The sequence below is a fragment of the Methylobacterium sp. 001424705 genome, assembly GCF_059816145.1.
In genome coordinates, this window is record NZ_JCBANU010000023.1 from 63,496 (window position 1) to 84,916 (window position 21,421).

The window sequence follows — 21,421 nt, forward strand, 5'->3', positions numbered from 1 at the left end:
CGGAGCGAGGCCATGACCGAGCACAACATCCGCAACTTCGCGATCAATTTCGGACCGCAGCATCCGGCGGCTCACGGCGTGCTGCGCCTCGTGCTGGAACTCGACGGGGAGATCGTCGAGCGGGTCGATCCCCATATCGGCCTGCTCCATCGCGGCACCGAAAAACTCATCGAGCACAAGACCTACCTCCAGGCGACGCCCTACTTTGACCGGCTCGACTATGTTTCGCCGATGAACCAGGAGCACGCCTTCTGCCTCGGCATCGAGAAGCTGCTCGGGCTCGAGGTGCCGCGGCGGGCGCAGCTGATCCGCACGCTGTTCTGCGAGATCGGGCGCATTCTCTCCCACCTTCTCAACGTCACCACGCAGGCCATGGATGTCGGCGCCCTGACGCCGCCGCTCTGGGGCTTTGAAGAGCGTGAGAAGCTGATGATCTTCTACGAGCGTGCATCGGGCGCTCGGCTCCACGCCAACTACTTCCGGCCCGGTGGCGTCCATCAGGACCTGCCGCCCGCACTGATCGACGACATCGAAGCGTTCATCGATCCGTTCCTGCAGGTTGTCGATGATCTCGACAACCTCGTCATGGGCAACCGCATCTTCAAGCAGCGCAACGTCGACATCGGCATCGTCACCGTGGACGAGGCGATGGCCTGGGGCTTCTCCGGCGTGATGGTCCGTGGTTCCGGCATCCCGTGGGACCTGCGCAAGTCGCAGCCCTACGAGGCCTACGAGGAGATGGAGTTCGACATCCCCGTGGGGAAGAACGGCGACACCTACGATCGCCAGGTCATCCGCATGGAAGAGATGCGCGAATCGGCGAAGATCATGAAGCAGTGCTGCATCAAGCTGCGCCAGCCGGCAGGCCAGGGGCCGATTTCAGCTACGGACGGCAAGATCGCTCCGCCGCCACGCCGCGAGATGAAGCGCTCGATGGAAGCGCTGATCCACCACTTCAAGCTCTACACCGAAGGCTTCCACGTGCCGGCCGGCGAGGTCTACGCCGCCGTCGAGGCACCCAAGGGCGAGTTCGGCGTCTATCTCGTCGCCGACGGCAGCAACAAGCCCTACCGCTGCAAGATCCGCGCTCCGGGTTTCGCCCACCTTCAGGCGATGGACTGGATGTGCCGCGGCCACATGCTGGCCGACGTGTCCTGCGTGCTTGGCACGCTGGACATCGTGTTCGGCGAAGTGGACCGGTGAGGATCAAGGTTCGAAACTGATGGCCAACCGCAGACTCGCCTCCGCTGCCGAGCAGCCCGCCACCTTCACGTTCTCGTCCGAGAACGCTGATTGGGCGAAGGGCCAAATCGAGAAGTATCCTGAGGGCCGTCAGGCCTCGGCGGTGATCCCGCTGCTTTGGAAGGCGCAGGAGCAGAATGGCGGCTGGCTGCCGCAGAAGGCCATTGAGGCGGTGGCTGACGAACTTGGCATGCCGCATATCCGCGTGCTCGAAGTCGCGACCTTCTACACAATGTTCGCCTTGGAGCCGGTCGGCAGGTTCTGGATCCAGCTTTGCGGGACCGTGCCGTGTGATTCCTGTGGCGCGCGCGAGTTGAAGGACTACCTGCACCACCGTCTCGGAGCGCCCGGCCACGTGAGTGCTGACGGTAACTTCTCTTGGCTCGAGGTCGAGTGCCTGGGCGCCTGCTGCAATGCTCCGATGGCGCAGATCAATCAGGATTACTACGAGGACCTGACACCCGACCTCCTCGGCAAGCTGATGGACGACCTCGCCGCTGGCCGGCCGGTGAAGGTCGGCTCGCAAGTCGGACGGACCTCGTCCGAGCCGCTCGGGGGCGCCGATACACTCACCGATGCGAACCTGTTCGACGGATCGCGCGTCGGAACCTGGCGCAAGCGCTTCGAGCAGAAAGAGGCCGAAGGTGGCAGCGAGCAGGGCAAGGCCGAGGCGGCTTCGTCCGAACAGCGCGCCGCTGGGGACCCGAAGCCCGCCCGTCCCGATGCGGGTCGGGCCGTCGGGACGTCGGCGACCGACGGGCCTGCCCAGCGGGCTGCGGCCGGAGAGTCTCCCGTGAAGGCGAGCGATAAGATGGATGCCGCCGACGGGACAAACTCAACGGCGCAGCCAGCCTCGCCGACCGCGCCGGCTCCGGAGATGATCGCGAAATCGGAAGCCGCAGGTGCGGAAGCCGGTACCCAGTCGAGCCTGCCGCGCAACGAGCCACCGCCCCAGCCAGCGGCCACAGGTGCCAGCGCGGACGTCAAAGACCCTCAGTCGGCCGGCACCGAGGCCTCATCGACGAAGGCTTCAACGACGAGGCCGGAGACACCCGGGTTTTTCGCCCCAAAGAAGGGGAACTGACATGCTCGCCGATCAGGATCGCATCTTCACGAACCTCTACGGCCTGCATTCTCCCGGGCTCGAGGCCGCCAAGCAGCGCGGCGCCTGGGATGGCACCAAATTCCTGCTGGAGATGGGCCGCGACTGGATCATCGACGAGATGAAGCAGTCGGGCCTGCGGGGCCGTGGCGGCGCTGGCTTCCCCACAGGCCTTAAGTGGTCATTCATGCCCAAGAAGTCCGACGGGCGTCCGCACTACCTCGTGGTCAATGCCGACGAGTCCGAGCCGGGCACCTGCAAGGACCGGGAGATCATGCGGCACGATCCGCATCTCCTGATCGAGGGCTGCATGCTGGCATCCTTCGCGATGGCTGCGCATGCCTGCTACATCTACATCCGCGGCGAGTACGTCGCCGAGAAGCACGCCCTCCAGCGGGCGGTGGACGAGGCTTACGAGGCCCGCCTCGTCGGCAAGGACAATGTCCACGGCTATCCCTTCGACATCTACGTCCACCACGGCGCCGGCGCCTATATCTGCGGCGAGGAAACGGCGCTGCTGGAGAGCCTCGAAGGCAAGAAGGGCATGCCGCGCCTGAAGCCTCCATTCCCCGCCAATATGGGTCTCTATGGTTGCCCCACGACGGTCAACAACGTCGAATCCATTGCGGTGGCGGGCACCATCCTACGCCGCGGCGGCGCCTGGTTCGCCGGCCTCGGTGGCAAGAACAACACCGGCACCAAGCTGTTCTGCGTCTCGGGCCACGTCAACAAACCCTGCAACGTCGAGGAGGAACTCGGGATCACCTTCCGCGAACTCATCGACAAGCATTGCGGCGGCATGCGTGGCGGGTGGGACAACCTGCTCTGCTCGATTCCCGGCGGCTCCTCGGTGCCCCTGGTCCCAGCCGAGCAGATCATCGATGCCAAGATGGACTTCGACACGCTTAAGAACCTCGGCTCCGGCCTCGGCACGGCGGCGGTCATCGTGCTCGACAAGTCCACCGACATCGTCTCGGCGATCGCCCGTATCGCCTACTTCTACAAGCACGAGTCCTGCGGCCAGTGCACGCCCTGCCGCGAAGGAACGGGCTGGATGTGGCGCGTGATGCTGCGCATGGCGGAGGGCCGGGCCCAGCGCCGGGAGATCGACATGCTCCTCGACGTGACGAAGCAGATCGAGGGTCACACCATCTGCGCGCTCGGCGACGCGGCCGCCTGGCCGATCCAGGGTCTGATCCGGCACTTCCGTCCTGAGATCGAGAAGCGCATCGACCGCTACAGCGCCAACCCGCATTCCGATCCGGTGCCGATGGCGGCGGAGTGATCCGCCCCTCGCGCCGCCCTTAAGTTTCGAGACCGAGACCCACGCATGACCAAGATCGTCGTCGACGGCACCGAGGTCGATGTTCCGGCGGAGTACACGCTGCTCCAGGCCTGCGAGGCCGCAGGCGCGGAAATTCCGCGCTTCTGCTTCCACGAGCGGCTGTCCATCGCGGGCAATTGCCGGATGTGCCTCGTGGAGCTCAAGGGCGCTCCGAAGCCGGTGGCCTCCTGCGCCTATGCGGTGAAGGATTGCCGGCCCGGACCCAACGGCGAGCCGCCGGAGGTGCTGACGCGCTCGGGCCAGACGAAGAAGGCCCGCGAGGGGGTGATGGAGTTCCTCCTCATCAACCACCCGCTCGACTGCCCGATCTGCGACCAGGGCGGCCACTGCGACCTGCAGGACCAGGCAATGGCCTACGGCGTCGACTCGACCCGCTACGGGGAGAACAAGCGCGCCGTCGAGGAGAAGTACATCGGCCCGCTGGTGCGGACCGCCATGAACCGCTGCATCCACTGCACCCGCTGCGTCCGCTTCCTGGCGGAGGTCGCCGGCGTGCCGGATCTCGGCGCCATCGGGCGCGGCGAGGACATGGAGATCACGAGCTACCTCGAATCCGCCATGGGCTCGGAGCTTCAGGGCAACGTCGCCGACCTCTGCCCCGTGGGCGCCCTCGTCCACAAGCCGCAGAGCTACGAGGTGCGGCCGTGGGAGCTGTCGAAGACCGAATCCGTCGACGTGATGGACGCCGTCGGTTGCGCCATCCGGGTCGATGCCCGCGGGCGCGAGGTCATGCAGATCGAGCCGCGCGTGCACGAGGAAATCAACGAGGAGTGGATTTCCGACAAGACCCGCCACGCGGTGGATGGTCTGCGCACCCAGCGCCTCGACCGGCCCTACCTGCGCGAGAACGGCCGCCTGCGCCCTGCGTCCTGGGGTGAGGCGTTCGCCGCCATCGCGGCGAAGGTGAAGGGCACCGACCCCAAGCGCATCGGCGCGGTGGTGGGCGATCTCGCCGGCGTCGAGGAGATCTACGCGCTGAAGGCGCTGATGACCTCCCTCGGGGTGACGAGCCTCGACTGCCGACAGGCCGGCGAGGCGATCGATCCGGCTTGGGGCCGGGCCGCCTACACCCTCGGCACCGGCATCGCCGGGATCGAGGAGGCGGATGCGATTCTCCTCATCGGCACCAACCCGCGCCTGGAGGCCTCGCTCCTCAACGTGCGCATCCGCAAGCGCTGGCGCATGGGTCCCCTGGCGGTGGGCCTCATCGGCGAGCCCGTCGACCTCACCTATCCGCACACCTACCTGGGGGCCGGACCGGAGACCCTGGCCGATCTCGTCTCCGGCCGGCACAGCTTCGCCGAGGCGCTGAAGGCGGCGAGCCGGCCGCTCGTCATCGTAGGCACCGGCGCGCTGGCGCGGCCGGACGGCGCCGCGATCCTGGCCGCGGCGGCGAAGCTCGCGCGCGACATCGGCGCCGTGACGCCCGCGTGGAGCGGCTTCGGCGTGCTCCAGACCGCGGCGGCCCGGGTCGGTGCCCTCGATCTCGGCTTCGTGCCGGGGGAGGGCGGTCTGGACTTCGCCGGGATCGCGAAGGGCGGAAATCTCGACGTGGTATACAACTTGGGTGCCGACGAGGTCGCGCTGGATCCGGGTGCGTTCGTGATCTACCAGGGCACGCACGGCGACCAGGGCGCCACGCGGGCCGACGTCATCCTGCCGGGGGCCGCCTATACCGAGAAGAGCGCGACCTACGTCAACCTCGAGGGCCGGGTCCAGACCACCAACCGCGCCGGCTTCCCGCCGGGCGATGCCCGCGAGGATTGGGCGATCCTGCGCGCCCTGTCCGACGTGCTGGGCAAGCGCCTGGCCTTCGATTCGCTGGGGGCCCTGCGCCGGGCGCTCTATGCCGAGCATCCGCATTTCGCGGCCCTCGACGCCATCGCCCCGAGCGATGCGGTGGCCACCGTGGAGACCCTGTCGGGTCTCGGCGGCGAGCCGACCCGAACCGCTTTCAGCGCGGCGGTGCCGGACTTCTACCTCAGCAACGCGATCGCCCGCGCCTCGCGGGTGCTCGCCGAGTGTTCGAGCCTCGCCCGGGTGCGCGGCCTCGAAGCGGCCGAATAAGGATCTCCTGCGATGACCTTCTGGGAAGTCCTCGGCACCGTCCTGCTGCTGGCGCTCAAGAGCTTCGTGCTGCTGGCGCTGCTGCTCGTCTTCATCGCCTACGCGCTGCTGGCCGACCGCAAGATCTGGGCGGCGGTGCAGCTCCGGCGCGGCCCGAACGTGGTCGGGCCCTGGGGCCTGTTCCAGTCCTTCGCCGATCTCCTGAAATTCGTCCTGAAGGAACCGGTCATCCCGGCCGGCGCCAACAAGGCGCTGTTCCTGCTGGCGCCCCTGGTCTTCGCCACCCTGGCGCTGGCCGCCTGGGCGGTGATTCCCCTGGCCGAGGGCTGGGCCATCGCCGACCTCAACGTCGGCATCACCTACATCTTCGCGATCTCGTCGCTGGGCGTCTACGGCGTCCTGATGGGCGGCTGGGCCTCGAACTCGAAATACGCCTTCCTGGGTGCCCTCCGGTCTGCCGCGCAGATGATCTCCTACGAGGTCTCCCTCGGCTTCGTCATCATCTGCGTCCTGCTCTGCGCGGGCTCCCTGAACCTCTCGCGCATCGTCATGGCGCAGGACACCAGCCTCGGCATCCTGGGCTGGTACTGGCTCTGGCTGTTCCCGATGTTCGTGGTGTTCTTCATCTCGGCGCTGGCCGAGACGAACCGCCCGCCCTTCGACCTGCCGGAGGCCGAATCTGAACTCGTGGCCGGCTACATGGTCGAGTATTCCTCGACCCCGTACCTGCTCTTCATGCTCGGCGAGTACGTGGCCATCATGACCATGTGCGCGCTGGGCACGGTGCTGTTCCTCGGCGGCTGGCTCTCGCCGATCCCGTTCGCGCCCTTCACCTGGGTGCCGGGCCTGATCTGGTTCGCCCTGAAGGCGAGCTTCCTCTTCTTCATGATCGCCATGGTGAAGGCCATGGTGCCGCGCTACCGCTATGACCAGCTCATGCGCCTCGGCTGGAAGGTGTTCCTGCCGCTCTCGCTGGTCTCGGTCATCGTCGTCGCCTTTGTCCTCAAGCTCACCGGCCTCGCGCCGGGCGCCTGACAACCCCTCACGGAGATCCGAGCCATGAAGCTCGATCAGGTCGCTCAGGGTCTGCTGCTGAAGGAGTTCGCGTCCGGGTTCGTCCTGGCGATGAAGTACTTCTTCAAGCCGAAGGCCACGATCAACTACCCCTTCGAGATGGGCCATCGCGGCCCGCGCTTCCGGGGGGAGCACGCCCTGCGCCGATACCCCAACGGCGAGGAGCGCTGCATCGCCTGCAAGCTGTGCGAGGCGATCTGCCCCGCCCAGGCCATCACCATCGAGGCGGGCCCACGCCGCAACGACGGCACCCGCCGCACGACCCGCTACGACCTCGACATGGTCAAGTGCATCTATTGCGGCATGTGCCAGGAGGCCTGCCCGGTGGACGCCATCGTGGAAGGGCCGAATCTCGAGTTCTCGGTCGAGACCCGCGAGGAGCTCCTCTACGACAAGGAGAAGCTCCTCCTGAACGGCGACCGCTGGGAGCGCGAGATCGCCCGCAACCTCGCGGTGGACGCGCCCTACCGCTGAGCGCGCGCTCCCGCCGGGCGGATCCTCTTGCCGGGTGCATCCTTCACGCGGCCCGCGGATAAGACATCAGGGCCGATTCCGTTCCCACGGAGTCGGCCGGACCCCGCCGAGGCGGTTGTGCGCCGCAGGGGCGGGTTCTATAGACGGGCGGCCGATGGGCCGTGGCACAATTTCGGCAGAAGGGGCCGTCCTCGGGACGGCTGATCTCTAGAATCGCATGAGCGCAGCCGCTGCCTTCTTCTACCTGTTCGCAGGTGTGACCATCGCCTCGGGCTTCATGGTGATCGCCTCGCGCAATCCCGTGGCCTCCGTGCTCTTCCTCATCCTGGCCTTCGTGAACGCCGCCGGGCTGTTCGTGATGATGGGCGCCGAGTTCCTGGCGATGATCCTGGTGGTCGTCTACGTCGGCGCGGTGGCGGTGCTGTTCCTGTTCGTCGTGATGATGCTCGACGTGGATTTCGCCCAGCTGCGCCAGGGCTTCCAGCAATACCTGCCCATCGGCGCGCTGATCGGCGCGGTCTTCCTGATCGAGCTGCTGCTCGTGGTGGGCTCCTGGACCATCGATCCGGGCCTCGTGCAGGCGCCCCTCGGTCCGGTCGCCAGCGCCGAGGCGGTGACCAACACCCAAGCGCTGGGCCGGGTGCTCTACACGGACTACGTCTTCTTCTTCCAGCTCGCCGGCCTGATCCTGCTCGTCGCGATGATCGGCGCCATCGTGCTGACTCTGCGCGACCGACCGGGCGTCAAGCGCCAGAACATCGCCGTCCAGAACGCGCGCACGCAGACCATGGCGGTGGAAACCCGCAAGGTGCCCTCGCGCCAGGGCGTGGAAGTCTGATGGCCGGCGGACCTCGAACGGCAGAGACCGGGAGCCACATCCGATGATCGGCCTGAGCCATTACCTGACGGTCGCCGCGATCCTGTTCACGCTGGGGGTGCTCGGCATCTTCGTGAACCGCAAGAACGTCATCGTCATCCTGATGTCCGTTGAGCTGATCCTGCTGGCGGTGAACATCAATCTCGTCGCCTTCTCCACCCACCTCAACGACATCACCGGCCAGGTCTTCGCCCTGTTCGTGCTGACGGTCGCGGCGGCGGAGGCGGCCATCGGCCTCGCCATCCTCGTCGTGTTCTTCCGAAACCGCGGTTCGATCGCGGTGGAGGACGTCAACATGATGAAGGGCTGACGCGGGACCGCGACGCCACCCGATTCGACGCCCGGCAGCGCGGTGCGCGCGCCGCCGGGGCGGTGACACGAACCCCACAGGGCGCCGCTCGGGCTCCCCGCGCAGCGCGCGGGGACCGGGCGCACCCAGGAGGCCGGACAAGCCAGCGATGTATCACGCGATCGTCTTCCTCCCGCTCGTCGGCGCGCTGCTCGCCGGCCTGTTCGGCCGCCAGCTCGGCCCGAAGCTCAGCGAGGGCATCACCACCGGCCTCCTCGCCTTCTCGGCGCTTCTGTCCTGGGGCGCCTTCCTGGAGGTGCCGGGCACCGAGCACGCCACCCGCGTGCAGGTGGCGACCTGGTTCACCGCCGGCGACCTCGTGGTCGACTGGGCCTTCCGCATCGACACCCTGACGGTGATCATGCTGGTGGTGGTGACCTCGGTCTCGACCCTCGTGCACCTCTATTCCATCGGCTACATGGAGGAGGATCCGCACCGGCCGCGCTTCTTCGCCTACCTGTCGCTCTTCACCTTCGCCATGCTGATGCTGGTGACGGCCGACAACCTCGTGCAGATGTTCTTCGGCTGGGAGGGCGTCGGCCTCGCCTCCTACCTGCTGATCGGGTTCTGGTACGAGAAGCCTTCCGCCAACGCCGCGGCCATGAAGGCCTTCATCGTCAACCGCGTCGGCGATTTCGGGTTCTCGCTGGGCATCTTCCTCGTCTTCGTGCTGACGGGCTCGATCGCCTTCGACGGCATCTTCGCCCGCGCGCCCGAGATCAAGGACGCGACCTTCCACTTCCTGGGCTACGACTGGAACGCCCTGACCCTCGCCTGCCTGCTGCTGTTCACGGGCGCCATGGGCAAGTCGGCCCAGTTCCTGCTGCACACCTGGCTGCCGGACGCGATGGAAGGGCCGACCCCCGTCTCCGCGCTGATCCACGCCGCCACCATGGTGACGGCTGGCGTCTTCATGGTGGCGCGCCTGTCGCCGCTGTTCGAGCTCGCCCCCAACGCCCTCGTCGTGGTCACGGTCATCGGCGGCATCACGGCGTTCTTCGCGGCCACGATCGGCCTCGTGCAGAACGACATCAAGCGCGTGATCGCCTACTCGACCTGCTCGCAGCTGGGCTACATGTTCGTGGCGCTCGGCGTCGGCGCCTACTCGGCGGCCGTCTTCCACCTCTTCACCCACGCCTTCTTCAAGGCGCTGCTGTTCCTCGGGGCTGGCTCGGTCATCCACGCGATGCACCACGAGCAGGACATGCGGAACATGGGGAACCTGCGCCGCTACATCCCCTTCACCTCGGCGATGATGACCATCGGCACCCTGGCGCTGATCGGCTTCCCCTTCACCGCGGGCTACTATTCGAAGGACGCCATCATCGAGGCGGCTTACGCCTCGACGCGGCCCGGGCACACCCTGGCCTTCATCTGCACCGTCGTCGCCGCGCTGATGACCTCGTTCTATTCCTGGCGCCTGTTCTTCATGACCTTCGAGGGACCGGCCCGCTGGGCCGGCCACGGGGCGCACCACGACGACGCCCACGCGGTGGCGCATGCCGCCGCCTCGACCCAGGCCGACGGCGCCCCGGGCCACCACGAGGGCGTCGCCCACGACGATCACGGCCACGACGTCGAGCCGGCCTCGCACAGCGCCATCGAGCACCACGACCATGCGCACACCCCGCATGAGAGCCCGCTGGTGATGACGATCCCCCTCGGCATCCTGGCCTTCGGCGCGCTCTTCGCCGGCCTGATCTTCAAGAACCGGTTCATCGGCGAGGGCATGGACTCGTTCTGGGGCCACGCCCTCGGCCACGGCCCCGACAACCACATCATGCACGACATCCACGCGGTGCCGGCGCTGGTGGCCTATTCGCCCTTCATCATGATGCTGATCGGCTTCGTGCTGGCCTACTGGATGTATATCCGCCGGCCGGAACTGCCGGGCCAGCTCGCCGCCCAGCAGCCGAGCCTGTACCGGTTCCTCCTCAACAAGTGGTACTTCGACGAGCTCTACGACCGGATCTTCGTCCGCCCGGCCAAGGACTTCGGCAAGTTCCTCTGGAAGGAGGCCGACGGCCGCGTCATCGACGGCATGGGCCCGGACGGCATCGCCACCCGCGTCCTCGACGTGACCCGCGGCGTGGTCCGCTTCCAGACCGGCTACGTCTACCACTACGCCTTCGTCATGCTCGTCGGCGTCGCCGCCCTCATCAGCTGGTACATGCTGACCGGCTTGCCCAAGGTCGCCCATTGATGGCCGCCGTCACGTATCGGAGCGCCCGCTCATGTTAGGCCTCGGAATCCTGTCCGGCCTGCTCATCGTGCCGCTCTGCGGCGCGGCCTTCATCCTCACCCTGGGCGAGGAGACGGAAGCCGCGAAGCGCAACGCCCGCTGGGCCGCACTCATCACCACGCTCGCCACCTTCCTGCTCTCGCTGGTGGCCTGGGGCCGCTACGACGCGACCACGGCGAACTTCCAGCTCGTCGAGACCCATGCCTGGCTGAGCGAGGCCACCCGGTTCAAGCTCGGCGTCGACGGCTTCTCGATGCCGTTGATCCTGCTGACCACCTTCCTGATGCCGTTCTGCATCGGCGCCTCGTGGCTCTCGGTGAACGTCCGGGTGAAGGAGTACTTCGTCGCCTTCCTCGTCCTCGAGACGACGATGATCGGCGTGTTCTGCGCCCTCGACCTGGTGCTGTTCTACCTGTTCTTCGAGGCCGGCCTGATCCCGATGTTCCTCATCATCGGCATCTGGGGCGGCAAGCGGCGCATCTACGCCAGCTTCAAGTTCTTCCTCTACACCCTGCTCGGCTCGGTGCTGATGCTGCTCGCCATCATGGCGATGTACTGGCACGCCGGCACCACCGACATCCCGACCCTGCTGCACACCCGCTTCCCCGTGGAACTGCAGACCTGGCTCTGGCTGGCTTTTTTCGCCTCCTTCGCGGTGAAGATGCCGATGTGGCCGGTCCATACCTGGCTGCCCGACGCGCACGTGGAGGCGCCCACCGCCGGCTCGGTGATCCTGGCGGGCATCCTCCTGAAGATGGGCGGCTACGGCTTCATCCGGATCTCGCTGCCGATGTTCCCGGACGCGAGCCACGCCTTCGCCCCGATGGTGTTCGCGCTCTCGGTGATCGCGATCATCTTCACCTCGCTGATCGCCCTGATGCAGTCCGACATCAAGAAGCTCATTGCCTACTCCTCGGTGGCGCATATGGGCTTCGTGACGCTGGGCCTCTTTACGATGAACGAGCAGGGCATCCAGGGCGCGCTGTTCCTGATGATCTCGCACGGCATCGTGTCGGGCGCGCTCTTCCTCTGCGTCGGCGTGGTCTACGACCGGATGCACACCCGCGAGATCGCGGCCTATGGCGGCCTCGTGAAGCGGATGCCCCTCTACGCGGCGGCCATGATGGTCTTCACCATGGCCAATGTCGGCCTGCCCGGCACCTCCGGCTTCGTGGGCGAGTTCCTCGCCATGATGGGCGCCTTCCGGGCCAACCCGACGGTGGCGTTCTTCTCGGTCTTCGGCATCATCCTGTCGGCCGGCTACGCCCTCTGGCTCTATGCCCGCGTGATCTACGGCAAGCTCGAGAAGCCCAACCTGCAGGGCATCCTCGACCTGGACCTGCGCGAGAAGATCATCATCGCGCCGCTCGTCGCCCTGACGATCTATTACGGCGTCCACCCGGCCCCCGTGCTCGACACCTTCGCGCCCTCCACGGACGCGTTGATGCAGAGCATGCGGACCGCGCTCTCGAACACGCAGACCGCCGCGGCCACCCTGCCGCCCGCGTCGCGCTGAAGGCTTGACCCGATGAACGCCGCTCAGATCGTCCTGCCCGCGCTCGGGCCCGCCCTGCCGGAGCTGATCCTCAGCGTCGGCGTGCTGGTGCTGATCCTCTACGGTGCGTTCCGGGGCGAGCGCTCCGCCGAGGGCGTCAACGTCGGGGCCCTGATCCTGCTGGTGGTGGCGCTGTTCGCGGTCATGTCCCAGTCGGGCGCCAAGGTCACGACCCTGAACGGCTCCTTCATCGTCGACAACTTCTCCAAGGTGATGAAGGCCCTGATCCTGCTGGGCTCTGCGGCCACGATCCTGCTCTCGCGCGACTATTTCCAGCGGGAGCGCATCGACCGGTTCGAGTTCCCGATCCTGCTGATCCTCTGCACCATCGGCATGATGGTCATGGCTTCGGCCAACGACCTGATCGCGCTCTATCTCGGCCTGGAGCTGCAGTCGCTCGCCGCCTACGTCATCGCGGCCTTCCATCGCGACAACCTGAAGTCGACGGAAGCCGGGCTGAAGTACTTCGTCCTCGGCGCGCTCTCCTCGGGCATGCTGCTCTACGGCGCCTCCCTGGTCTACGGCTTCACCGGCACCGTCTCGTTCCCCGGCATCGTCGCGGCGCTGGACGGCACCGCGGGCTTCGGCATCGTGCTCGGCATCGTCTTCGTGGCGGCCGGCGTCGCCTTCAAGCTCGCGGCGGTGCCGTTCCACATGTGGACGCCCGACGTCTACGAGGGCTCGCCGACCCCCGTGACCGCCTTCTTCGCCTCGGCGCCCAAGATGGCCGCCATGGCGATGACGGTGCGCCTCTTCATCGGCGCCTTCCCGGACGTGACCGCGATCTGGCAGCAAATCATCGTCTTCGTGGCGATCGCCTCGATGGCGCTGGGCTCCTTCGCCGCCATCGGCCAGCGCTCCCTGAAGCGCCTGATGGCCTATTCCTCCATCGGCAATGTCGGCTACGCCCTGGTGGGCCTCGCCGCCGGCTCGCAGGAGGGCATCAGCGGCGTCGTCGTCTACATGATCATCTACCTGGCGATGACGCTGGGGGCCTTCGCGGTGCTGCTGTCGCTGCGCCGCGGCGGCCGGATGTTCGAATCCGTCGACGACCTCGCCGGGCTGTCGCGCACCCATCCGGTCATGGCCTTCTGCCTCGCCGCGATGATGTTCTCGCTGGCCGGCATCCCGCCGCTGGCGGGGTTCTTCGCCAAGTACTACGTCTTCCTCGCGGCCATCAAATCGGGCCTCGTCGCCCTGGCGATCATCGGCGTGGTCACCAGCGTGGTCGGCGCGTTCTACTACCTGCGCCTCGTCAAGGTGATGTATTTCGACGAGCCGGTCGCCGCCTACGAGCCGATGCCGCCGGGGGCCCGCATCGTCCTCGCCCTGGCGAGTCTGGTCGTGGTGCTGCTCGGGATCGTGCCGGGTCCCATCGTGGGCGCCGCGGGTGCGGCCGCCAAGTCGCTGTTCTAGGTCCTTGAGCGGCTACGTCCTCGGCACCCGGGCGCGGGCGGAGGGGCACCGCCTCCACGTCCACGAAAGCCTCGGCTCCACCAACACCGAGGCGCTGGCGCGCTTCCGCGACGGCGAGGCCGGGCCGCTCTGGGTGGTGGCGCGGCGGCAGGAGGCCGGACGGGGCCGGCGCGGCAACAGCTGGCTGTCCGAGCCCGGAAACCTGACCGCGAGCCTGCTCTGGCCCGTGGACGACGTGGAGCCCGGCTTGGTGCCGACCCTCGGCTTCGTCGCCGGCCTCGCCGTGGTCTCCGCCCTCGCGGCGGCCGGCGTCACCGGGTGCCGCCTGAAGTGGCCGAACGACGTCCTGGCCTCGGGCGCCAAGCTGGCGGGGCTCCTGTTGGAGGCCGAGAGCCGGCCCGGCGGGCGCCGTGCGGTGGTGATGGGCTTCGGTGTCAATGTCGCTGCGACGCCGCAGGGCTTGCCTTATCGCGCCACGTGCCTCAGGCAGATGCGGTACGACACGCGCGCCGAGGATCTGTTCGTCCACCTGACGGACGGAATCATCGACGCCGCGCGGCTTTGGGCGTGTGGCCACGGATTCGCGAGGATCCGCGAGCGCTGGATCGCGGACGCGGCCGGAATCGGCGCGCCGGTTTCGGTGCGCATGGGCGACACGTCCGTACAAGGAATTTTCGAGACGATCGACGAGGCAGGGCGGCTCGTGGTCCGATCGGAGGATGGGACGCGACGGACCGTGACGGCGGGCGAGGTGCATCTGGGAACGGCCGCGACGGCGGCTTGAGGTTTGGACGGACAATGACGACAGGGCAAGACGAACTCGTCTTCGTGCCGCTCGGCGGCGTGGGCGAGATCGGCATGAACGCGGCGCTCTACGGCTTCGGCCCCCCGAAGCGGCGCAAATGGATCATGGTCGATTGCGGCATGGGCTTCGCCGGCGAGGAGGGATTCCCCGGCATCGACCTGATGTTCCCGGATCTCAGCTTCATCGAGGAGCGCAAGGACGACCTCCTCGCCATCTTCATCACCCACGCGCACGAGGACCATATCGGCGCGATCGGTGAGCTGTGGCCCAAGCTCAAGGCGCCCGTCTACGCGACGCGCTTCGCCAAGAACCTTCTGGAGGCCCGCCGCCTCAGCGAGCCGGGCGCGCCCAAGGTGATCCTCAAGGAGATCCAGGCCGGCCGCCGGGTGCAGGTCGGCCCGTTCGAGATCGAGTACGTGCCGGTCTCGCACTCGATCCCCGAGTCGAACGCGGTCGCCATCCGGACGCCGCACGGCCTCCTGCTCCACACCGGCGACTGGAAGCTCGATCCGACCCCGATCCTCGGCGACGTGACCTCGGAGACCGCCTTCCGGGCGCTCGGCGACGAGGGCATCCTGGCGATGATCAGCGATTCGACCAACGTCGTGCGCGAGGGGCGTTCCCCGAGCGAGGCGGAGGTCGCCGCCACCCTGCGCGAGCTCATCGCCGACGCCCCCCACCGGGTCGCGGTGACGACCTTCGCCTCCAACGTCGCGCGCATGCGGGCCGTGGCCGAGGCCGCCCAGGCCTGCGGCCGCGAGGTCGTCGCGGTCGGCCGCGCCATGGACCGGGTCATCGCGGTCGCCCGCGAGTGCGGCTTCCTCGACGGGCTGCCCGAGTTCCGGTCGTCGGACAGCTACGGCTACCTGCCGCGCGACAAGGTCGTGGCCCTGCTCACCGGCTCGCAGGGCGAGGAGCGGGCCGCGCTCGCCCGCGTCTCGCGCGACGACCATCCGGACATCACCCTCGCCGCCGGCGACCGCGTCATCTTCTCCTCGCGGGCGATCCCCGGCAACGAGCGGGCGGTGGGCGCGATCATCAACGACCTCGTCAATGCCGGCATCGAGGTGGTCACCGACCGCACCAAGCTCGTCCACGTCTCGGGCCACCCCCGGCGCGACGAGATGGCGGAGATGTATGCCTGGACCCGGCCGCAGACCGCGATCCCGGTCCATGGCGAGGCCCTGCACCTCGACGAGCACGCCCGCTTCGCCCGGGACCAGGGCGTTCCGAACATCGTCAAGGCCCGCAACGGCAGCGTCGTGCGCCTCGCGCCCGGCACGCCGGAGATCGTCGACCACGTCAAGGCCGGGCGCCTGTTCAAGGACGGCAACGTCCTGATCGACGCCAAGGACCGGGCCATCCCCGAGCGCCGCAAGCTCTCGCAGGCCGGCCTCGTCTCGGTGGCCATCGCCATCGACGTCCAGGGCGAGATCCTGGGGGAGCCCGCGATCGACATCATCGGCCTGCCCAATCGCGGCCGGACCGGCCAAGCGATGCTCGACGTCGTCGTGGAGTGCGTGTCGCGCACGCTCTCGGGGCTGTCGAAGCCCAAGCGCAAGGACGCCGAGGGCGTCGAGAAGGCCGTCGACCGCGCGATCCGCTCCGCGGTGAACGAGGTCTGGGGCAAGAAGCCCGCCTGCCACGTGCAGGTGGTCGAGGTCTAATGGGCGAACCCTCCCCCCCTCTGCGGGGGAGGGGTGTCGCCGATGCGGGTGGGTTGCGCGGGACGTCGGCGCGCAGCACACCGTCATCTCGGGGCCGCGCAGCGGAGCCCGGGATCCAGAACCATAGGTTTCGTCGCGTCCGGCATCGTCGGCAGCTCTGGATTCCCGGGCTCGCCTGCGGCGCCCCGGAATGACGCCGCGGTGCCATCGATATCGCCCGCTTCGACGGGGGAGGGGTGGCAGTCGGGATTGAGGGAAGGAAGGGGAGGACACCATGATCGGACGCCTGAACCATGTCGCCATCGCGGTCCGCGATCTCGACGCTGCCTGCGCCATCTACCGGGACACCCTCGGGGCCACCGTGACGGAGCCGCTGCCGCAGCCCGAGCACGGCGTCACCGTGGTGTTCGTCAACCTGCCCAACAGCAAGGTCGAGCTGATGGCGCCCCTGGGCGCGGGCTCGCCCATCGAGAGCTTCGTCGAGCGCAACCCCAACGGCGGCGTCCATCACGTCTGCTACGAGGTCGACGACATCATCGCCGCCCGCGACAAGCTCAAGACCCAGGGCGCGCGCGTCCTCGGCACCGGCGAGCCGAAGATCGGCGCCCACGGCAAGCCCGTTCTCTTCCTCCACCCGAAGGACTTCCTCGGCACCCTCGTCGAGCTGGAACAGGTCTGAGCCGGATGGGTGCCGTCCTCCAGGCCCTGGCAGCCTCCACCCTGCGCACCGTCGGCGTGATGGTGGTGGTGCTCGCCGGGGTGGTCGCCCTCGCGGTGGGCCTGTTCAAGCTCTCGATGTTCGGCGCGCTCGCCCTCTACTTCGTGGTCTGGTGGACCCTGCTCTTCGTCATCCTGCCCCTGCGCAACCAGGTGGAGACCGACCCGGAGCGGATCGTGCCCGGCCAGGATCCCGGGGCGCCCGCCGTCCCGCGCCTGCGCGAGAAGGCGATCCTGACCTCGCTCCTGGCGAGCGTCGTCTTCCTGGTGGCGATCCAGGTCTTCGAGCTGGCCGGCCTCTGAGGGGGTTCGGCGTGGTCCGGTCGAACCGGACGTGAGCCCGCGCACGGACGTAAGGTCACGCCGCCGTCGTCTTCCAGACCGGGCGCGTCGCTGCCCCCGCGAAGAACGGACGTCGCGCACGCGGGACATCGAACCACGGCCGCAGTGACAGCACCGCGTCATTCCGGGGCGCCGCAGGCGAGCCCGGAATCCAGAACCGCCGACGGTGCAAGGTCTTGCGCCACCTGTGTTTCTGGATCCCGCGTTCCGCTGCGCGGCCCCGGGATGACGGCGCGTCGGCGTGAGACGTCGGTCGGACCGCGACGCAGTGGCGACAGCCTCGCGCAAGCGTCGAGACATAAAAAAAGCAAGGCCTAAGCCTTGCTTTTATGAAGATGGTCGTTTGCTCAGCCTCGATTGTCTCACGCATTGCTGACGGCGTGGCGGCTGAAATTCCTCCCGAGACTCGGACCGTGTGGCGCCACTGCTTGGGCGGCGCATCCATCACGGACGCGCTTATAGGAACAACAATTCTCATTGTCACCTGCTTCGTGAGACATTCCTGCGCTTTTCTACCGGAATGGGAGGCGGCGCTTGCGGGCGGAGCCTGGCGCGCGGGCAACGTTCGGCCGGACCACCCTGCCTCCTGACGGCGAAACGCCACGCGGCGGACCCGTGTCACCCCTCCGCGCTTGTGTTTTCCCGATGCAATGTGTTGTGTGCCCCGGCGTACCGCCGACCCGCTGGCACGCTGTTTCCAGGGCCTTTCATGCGTCTCTCCCGCTACTTCCTGCCGACCTTGCGCGAGACGCCCAAGGAGGCCGAGATCGTCTCCCACCGCCTCATGCTGCGCGCCGGGCTCGTGCGCCAGGAGGCCGCCGGCATCTATGCCTGGCTGCCGCTGGGCCTGCGCGTCCTGAACAGGGTCTGCGCGGTGATCCGCGAGGAGCAGGACCGGGCGGGCGCCATCGAGATCCTGATGCCGGCGATCCAGTCGGCCGAGCTCTGGCGGGAATCCGGCCGCTACGAGGCCTACGGCAAGGAGATGCTCCGCATCTCCGACCGCCACGACCGCGAGATGCTGTTCGGCCCCACCGCCGAAGAGGTCGTCACCGAGATCTTCCGCGGCAGCGTGCGCTCCTACAAGGACCTTCCGAAGAACCTCTACCAGATCTCCTGGAAGTTCCGCGACGAGGTCCGGCCGCGCTTCGGCACCATGCGCTCGCGCGAGTTCCTCATGAAGGACGCCTATTCCTTCGACATCGACCAGGCCGCCGCCCGCCACGCCTACAACCGGATGTTCGTGGCCTACCTGCGCACCTTCGCGGGCCTCGGCCTGAAGGCGATCCCGATGCGGGCCGACACGGGTCCGATCGGCGGCGACCTCAGCCACGAGTTCATCATCCTGGCCCAGACCGGCGAGAGCGAGGTCTACTGCGACAGCCAGTACCTCGATTTCGAGGTCCCGCCGGTGACCACCGACTTCGAGGACGTCGCCGCGCTCCAGGGCACCGTCGACCGCTGGACCTCGCTCTACGCCGCCACCTCCGAGATGCACGAGCCGGTGGCCTTCGCCGAGGTGCAGGCCGACAAGCAGATGGCCGCGCGCGGCATCGAGGTCGGGCACATCTTCTACTTCGGCACCAAGTATTCCGAGCCCATGGGCGCCAAGGTCACCGGTCCCGACGGCGTCGAGCGCCCGGTCCACATGGGCTCCTACGGGATCGGCCCGAGCCGCCTCGTGGCGGCGATCATCGAGGCTTCGCACGACGAGGCCGGGATCATCTGGCCCGACGCGGTGGCGCCCTTCGACGTGGCACTAATCAACCTCAAGACGGGCGATGCCGCCACCGACGCCGCCTGCGGCGAGATCCAGGCCACCCTCGAGGCGGCCGGCCTCAGCGTGCTCTACGACGACCGCGACGAGCGCCCGGGCGCCAAGTTCGCCACGGCCGACCTCATCGGCCTGCCCTGGCAGGTCATCGTCGGCCCCCGCGGCCTCGCGGAGGGCAAGGTGGAGCTGAAGCGTCGGGCCGGCGGCGAGCGCGAAAGCATCGCCCCGATCGATCTGCTCGCCCGCCTGAAGCGGCTCTGAGGCACCCCATGGCGGCGACCCTCACGGACAGGCTTGCGGGCCTTCGCGCCCGGTTCCGGCGCGGGAGCACGCCCCCCTTCGCCGGGTTCGAGTGGATCATCGCCGGGCGCTACCTGCGGGCCCGGCGCCGGGGCGGCGGCGTCTCCGTGGTGGCGTTCTTCTCGCTCCTCGGCATCGCCCTGGGCGTCGCCACGCTGATCATCGTGCTCTCGGTGATGAACGGCTTCCGCACCGAGCTCCTGTCGAAGATCGTCGGCATCAACGGCCACGTCTTCGTCGCCCCGATCGACAAGCTCTTCACCGACTATGCCGACCTGTCCGAGCGCCTGTCGAAGGTCGCCGGGGTGCGGGCGGCGATCCCCCTGGTGGAGGGGCAGGCCTTCGCCTCCTCGCCCTATGGCGGCGCCGGCAGCGGCGTGCTGGTCCGCGGCATCCGGGGCGAGGACCTCGACAAGATCGGCGCCATCGCGAGCAACATCAAGGGCGGCAGCCTGGAGGGCTTCGACGACGGGTCGGGCGTCGCCATCGGCCGGCGCCTGGCCGAATCCCTCGGCGTCCAGGCCGGCGACCAGATCAACCTGCTGACGCCGAAGGGCGCCTCGACGCCGTTCGGCACGGCGCCGCGCACCAAGGGCTACACCATCAAGGCGATCTTCGAGATCGGCATGACCGAGTTCGACTCGACCTTCGTGTTCATGCCCCTGACGGAGTCCCAGGCCTTCTTCAACCGGGACGCCGATGTCAGCCTGATCGAGATCTACCTCGACAATGCCGAGGCGGTGGGCACGATGCGGCCCGACCTCGAGATGGCGGCCGAGCGCCCGGTGCTCCTCACCGACTGGCGCCAGCGCAACCGGACCTTCTTCGGCGCCCTGGAGGTGGAGCGGAACGTGATGTTCCTGATCCTCAGCCTGATCGTCGTGGTCGCGACCCTGAACATCATTTCGGGACTGATCCTGCTCGTGCGCGACAAGTCCAGCGACATCGCCATCCTGCGCACCATGGGTGCGACCCCCGGCACCATCATGCGGGTGTTCCTCATCAACGGCGCGCTGATCGGCGTGGTGGGGACCCTGAGCGGGCTGGCCCTCGGCATCCTGATCACGATGAACATCAAGGGGATCCAGCGGGTGCTGTTCCCCTCCGCCTGGGACCCCACGGTGCGCTTCCTGGCCGAGATCCCGGCCGAGATGAACGCCAACGAGATCACCGTGGTGGTCGTCACCTCCATCGCCCTGTCGCTGATCGCGACGCTGTATCCCTCGTGGCGCGCCGCCCGGCTCGATCCGGTGCAGGCCCTGCGCTACGGTTGAGGCCCGAGCATCCATGACCACGACAGCCGAGGCGCCCGGCGCGCAGCCGGTCCCGGCCCTGTTCTTCGCCAAGGTGGAGCGGCGCTACGCCCAAGGGGCCGGCGCCCTCGAGATCCTGCGCCAGGCGGATTTCGCGATCTGGCCGGGCGAGCTCGTCGCCCTGGTGGCGCCCTCGGGGGCCGGCAAGAGCACGCTGCTGCACCTCGCCGGCCTGCTGGAGCGCCCCGACGGCGGCGAGATCTACATCGGCGGCCGTCCGACCGCCGCGATGGTGGATGCCGAGCGCACCCGCCTGCGGCGCGAGGAGATGGGCTTCGTCTATCAGTTCCACCACCTCCTGCCGGAATTCTCGGCCCTGGAGAACGTGGTGATGCCGCAGCTGATCCGCGGGCTCTCGCAGCGCGAGGCGCGGGCGCGGGCGGACGAACTCCTGAGCTTCCTCGGCCTCAAGGAGCGCCTCCAGCACCGGCCGGCCGAACTCTCGGGCGGCGAGCAGCAGCGCGTCGCCATCGCCCGCGCGGTCGCCAACGGCCCGCGCCTGCTCCTGGCCGACGAGCCCACCGGCAACCTCGATCCGCACACCGCCGCCCACGTCTTCGGCATCCTGGTGGCGCTGGTGCGCGCCTCCGGCCTCGCCGCGCTGATCGCCACCCACAACATGGATCTCGCCGCCCGCATGGACCGGCGCGTGACGATCCGGGACGGGCTGATCGAGCAGCTGCCCTGAGGGCCGGGCACGGGTATCAATGGCGGCGGATCGCTGGGCCGCGGAGGTCCGACGCCTTCGCGTGAGCACGCG

At 68.1% G+C, this 21,421-nt stretch carries 18 protein-coding genes; all 18 read left to right on the plus strand.

All coding sequences use genetic code 11. The features are described from left to right. Positions 1–12: 12 nt before the first annotated feature. Entirely contained in the window at positions 13–1,203 is a 1,191-nt protein-coding gene (locus AC6EUL_RS17165) for an NADH-quinone oxidoreductase subunit D (protein ID WP_056275227.1), read from the plus strand. A 19-nt stretch (positions 1,204–1,222) separates the two neighbouring features. Beyond that, entirely contained in the window at positions 1,223–2,326 is a 1,104-nt protein-coding gene (gene nuoE / locus AC6EUL_RS17170; protein WP_499871515.1) for an NADH-quinone oxidoreductase subunit NuoE, read from the plus strand. Between the two features lies 1 nt (position 2,327). Further along, positions 2,328–3,629 carry an NADH-quinone oxidoreductase subunit NuoF gene (gene nuoF, locus AC6EUL_RS17175; protein ID WP_056275233.1) on the plus strand — a complete coding sequence of 434 codons (1,302 nt, stop codon included), beginning with the start codon at positions 2,328–2,330 and terminating at the stop codon, positions 3,627–3,629. Between the two features lie 45 nt (positions 3,630–3,674). Then, on the plus strand, positions 3,675–5,756 hold the full coding sequence (gene nuoG, locus AC6EUL_RS17180) for an NADH-quinone oxidoreductase subunit NuoG (RefSeq protein WP_499871517.1): 2,082 nt from the start codon (positions 3,675–3,677) through the stop codon (positions 5,754–5,756). A gap of 12 nt (positions 5,757–5,768) precedes the next feature. Then, positions 5,769–6,791 carry an NADH-quinone oxidoreductase subunit NuoH gene (gene nuoH, locus AC6EUL_RS17185; protein ID WP_056275240.1) on the plus strand — a complete coding sequence of 341 codons (1,023 nt, stop codon included), beginning with the start codon at positions 5,769–5,771 and terminating at the stop codon, positions 6,789–6,791. Between the two features lie 24 nt (positions 6,792–6,815). Further along, the gene (gene nuoI, locus AC6EUL_RS17190; protein ID WP_056275243.1) at positions 6,816–7,304 is read left to right on the plus strand and encodes an NADH-quinone oxidoreductase subunit NuoI; all 489 of its coding nucleotides are present in this window, start codon (positions 6,816–6,818) and stop codon (positions 7,302–7,304) included. A 217-nt stretch (positions 7,305–7,521) separates the two neighbouring features. After that, complete coding sequence (locus AC6EUL_RS17195; protein ID WP_056214617.1) at positions 7,522–8,142, plus strand: NADH-quinone oxidoreductase subunit J; 621 nt, start codon at positions 7,522–7,524, stop codon at positions 8,140–8,142. Positions 8,143–8,185: 43 nt separating this feature from the next. Then, a complete protein-coding gene (nuoK, locus tag AC6EUL_RS17200; protein WP_055947368.1) occupies positions 8,186–8,491 on the plus strand; it encodes an NADH-quinone oxidoreductase subunit NuoK in 306 nt (101 codons plus the stop codon). A 148-nt stretch (positions 8,492–8,639) separates the two neighbouring features. Then, positions 8,640–10,733 (plus strand): NADH-quinone oxidoreductase subunit L, encoded by a 2,094-nt coding sequence (nuoL, locus tag AC6EUL_RS17205; RefSeq protein ID WP_499871520.1) that lies wholly within the window; start codon positions 8,640–8,642, stop codon positions 10,731–10,733. Between the two features lie 31 nt (positions 10,734–10,764). Then, the gene (locus tag AC6EUL_RS17210; protein WP_056381241.1) at positions 10,765–12,288 is read left to right on the plus strand and encodes an NADH-quinone oxidoreductase subunit M; all 1,524 of its coding nucleotides are present in this window, start codon (positions 10,765–10,767) and stop codon (positions 12,286–12,288) included. A 12-nt stretch (positions 12,289–12,300) separates the two neighbouring features. After that, the gene (gene nuoN, locus AC6EUL_RS17215; protein WP_056214627.1) at positions 12,301–13,743 is read left to right on the plus strand and encodes an NADH-quinone oxidoreductase subunit NuoN; all 1,443 of its coding nucleotides are present in this window, start codon (positions 12,301–12,303) and stop codon (positions 13,741–13,743) included. A 4-nt stretch (positions 13,744–13,747) separates the two neighbouring features. Continuing rightward, complete coding sequence (locus AC6EUL_RS17220) at positions 13,748–14,527, plus strand: biotin--[acetyl-CoA-carboxylase] ligase (protein WP_056381243.1); 780 nt, start codon at positions 13,748–13,750, stop codon at positions 14,525–14,527. A 14-nt stretch (positions 14,528–14,541) separates the two neighbouring features. Beyond that, positions 14,542–16,215 carry a ribonuclease J gene (locus AC6EUL_RS17225; RefSeq protein WP_056214634.1) on the plus strand — a complete coding sequence of 558 codons (1,674 nt, stop codon included), beginning with the start codon at positions 14,542–14,544 and terminating at the stop codon, positions 16,213–16,215. A gap of 274 nt (positions 16,216–16,489) precedes the next feature. Beyond that, positions 16,490–16,894 (plus strand): methylmalonyl-CoA epimerase, encoded by a 405-nt coding sequence (gene mce / locus AC6EUL_RS17230; RefSeq protein ID WP_499871523.1) that lies wholly within the window; start codon positions 16,490–16,492, stop codon positions 16,892–16,894. 5 nt (positions 16,895–16,899) lie between these two features. Beyond that, complete coding sequence (locus AC6EUL_RS17235) at positions 16,900–17,235, plus strand: DUF1467 family protein (protein ID WP_499871525.1); 336 nt, start codon at positions 16,900–16,902, stop codon at positions 17,233–17,235. Between the two features lie 748 nt (positions 17,236–17,983). Then, positions 17,984–19,309, plus strand: a complete 1,326-nt coding sequence (proS, locus tag AC6EUL_RS17240; protein ID WP_499871527.1) for a proline--tRNA ligase — start codon at positions 17,984–17,986, stop codon at positions 19,307–19,309. Positions 19,310–19,317: 8 nt separating this feature from the next. Next, positions 19,318–20,622, plus strand: a complete 1,305-nt coding sequence (locus AC6EUL_RS17245) for a lipoprotein-releasing ABC transporter permease subunit (protein WP_056214648.1) — start codon at positions 19,318–19,320, stop codon at positions 20,620–20,622. Positions 20,623–20,635: 13 nt separating this feature from the next. After that, a complete protein-coding gene (locus tag AC6EUL_RS17250) occupies positions 20,636–21,349 on the plus strand; it encodes an ABC transporter ATP-binding protein (protein WP_056214652.1) in 714 nt (237 codons plus the stop codon). The last annotated feature ends 72 nt before the right edge of the window (positions 21,350–21,421 follow it).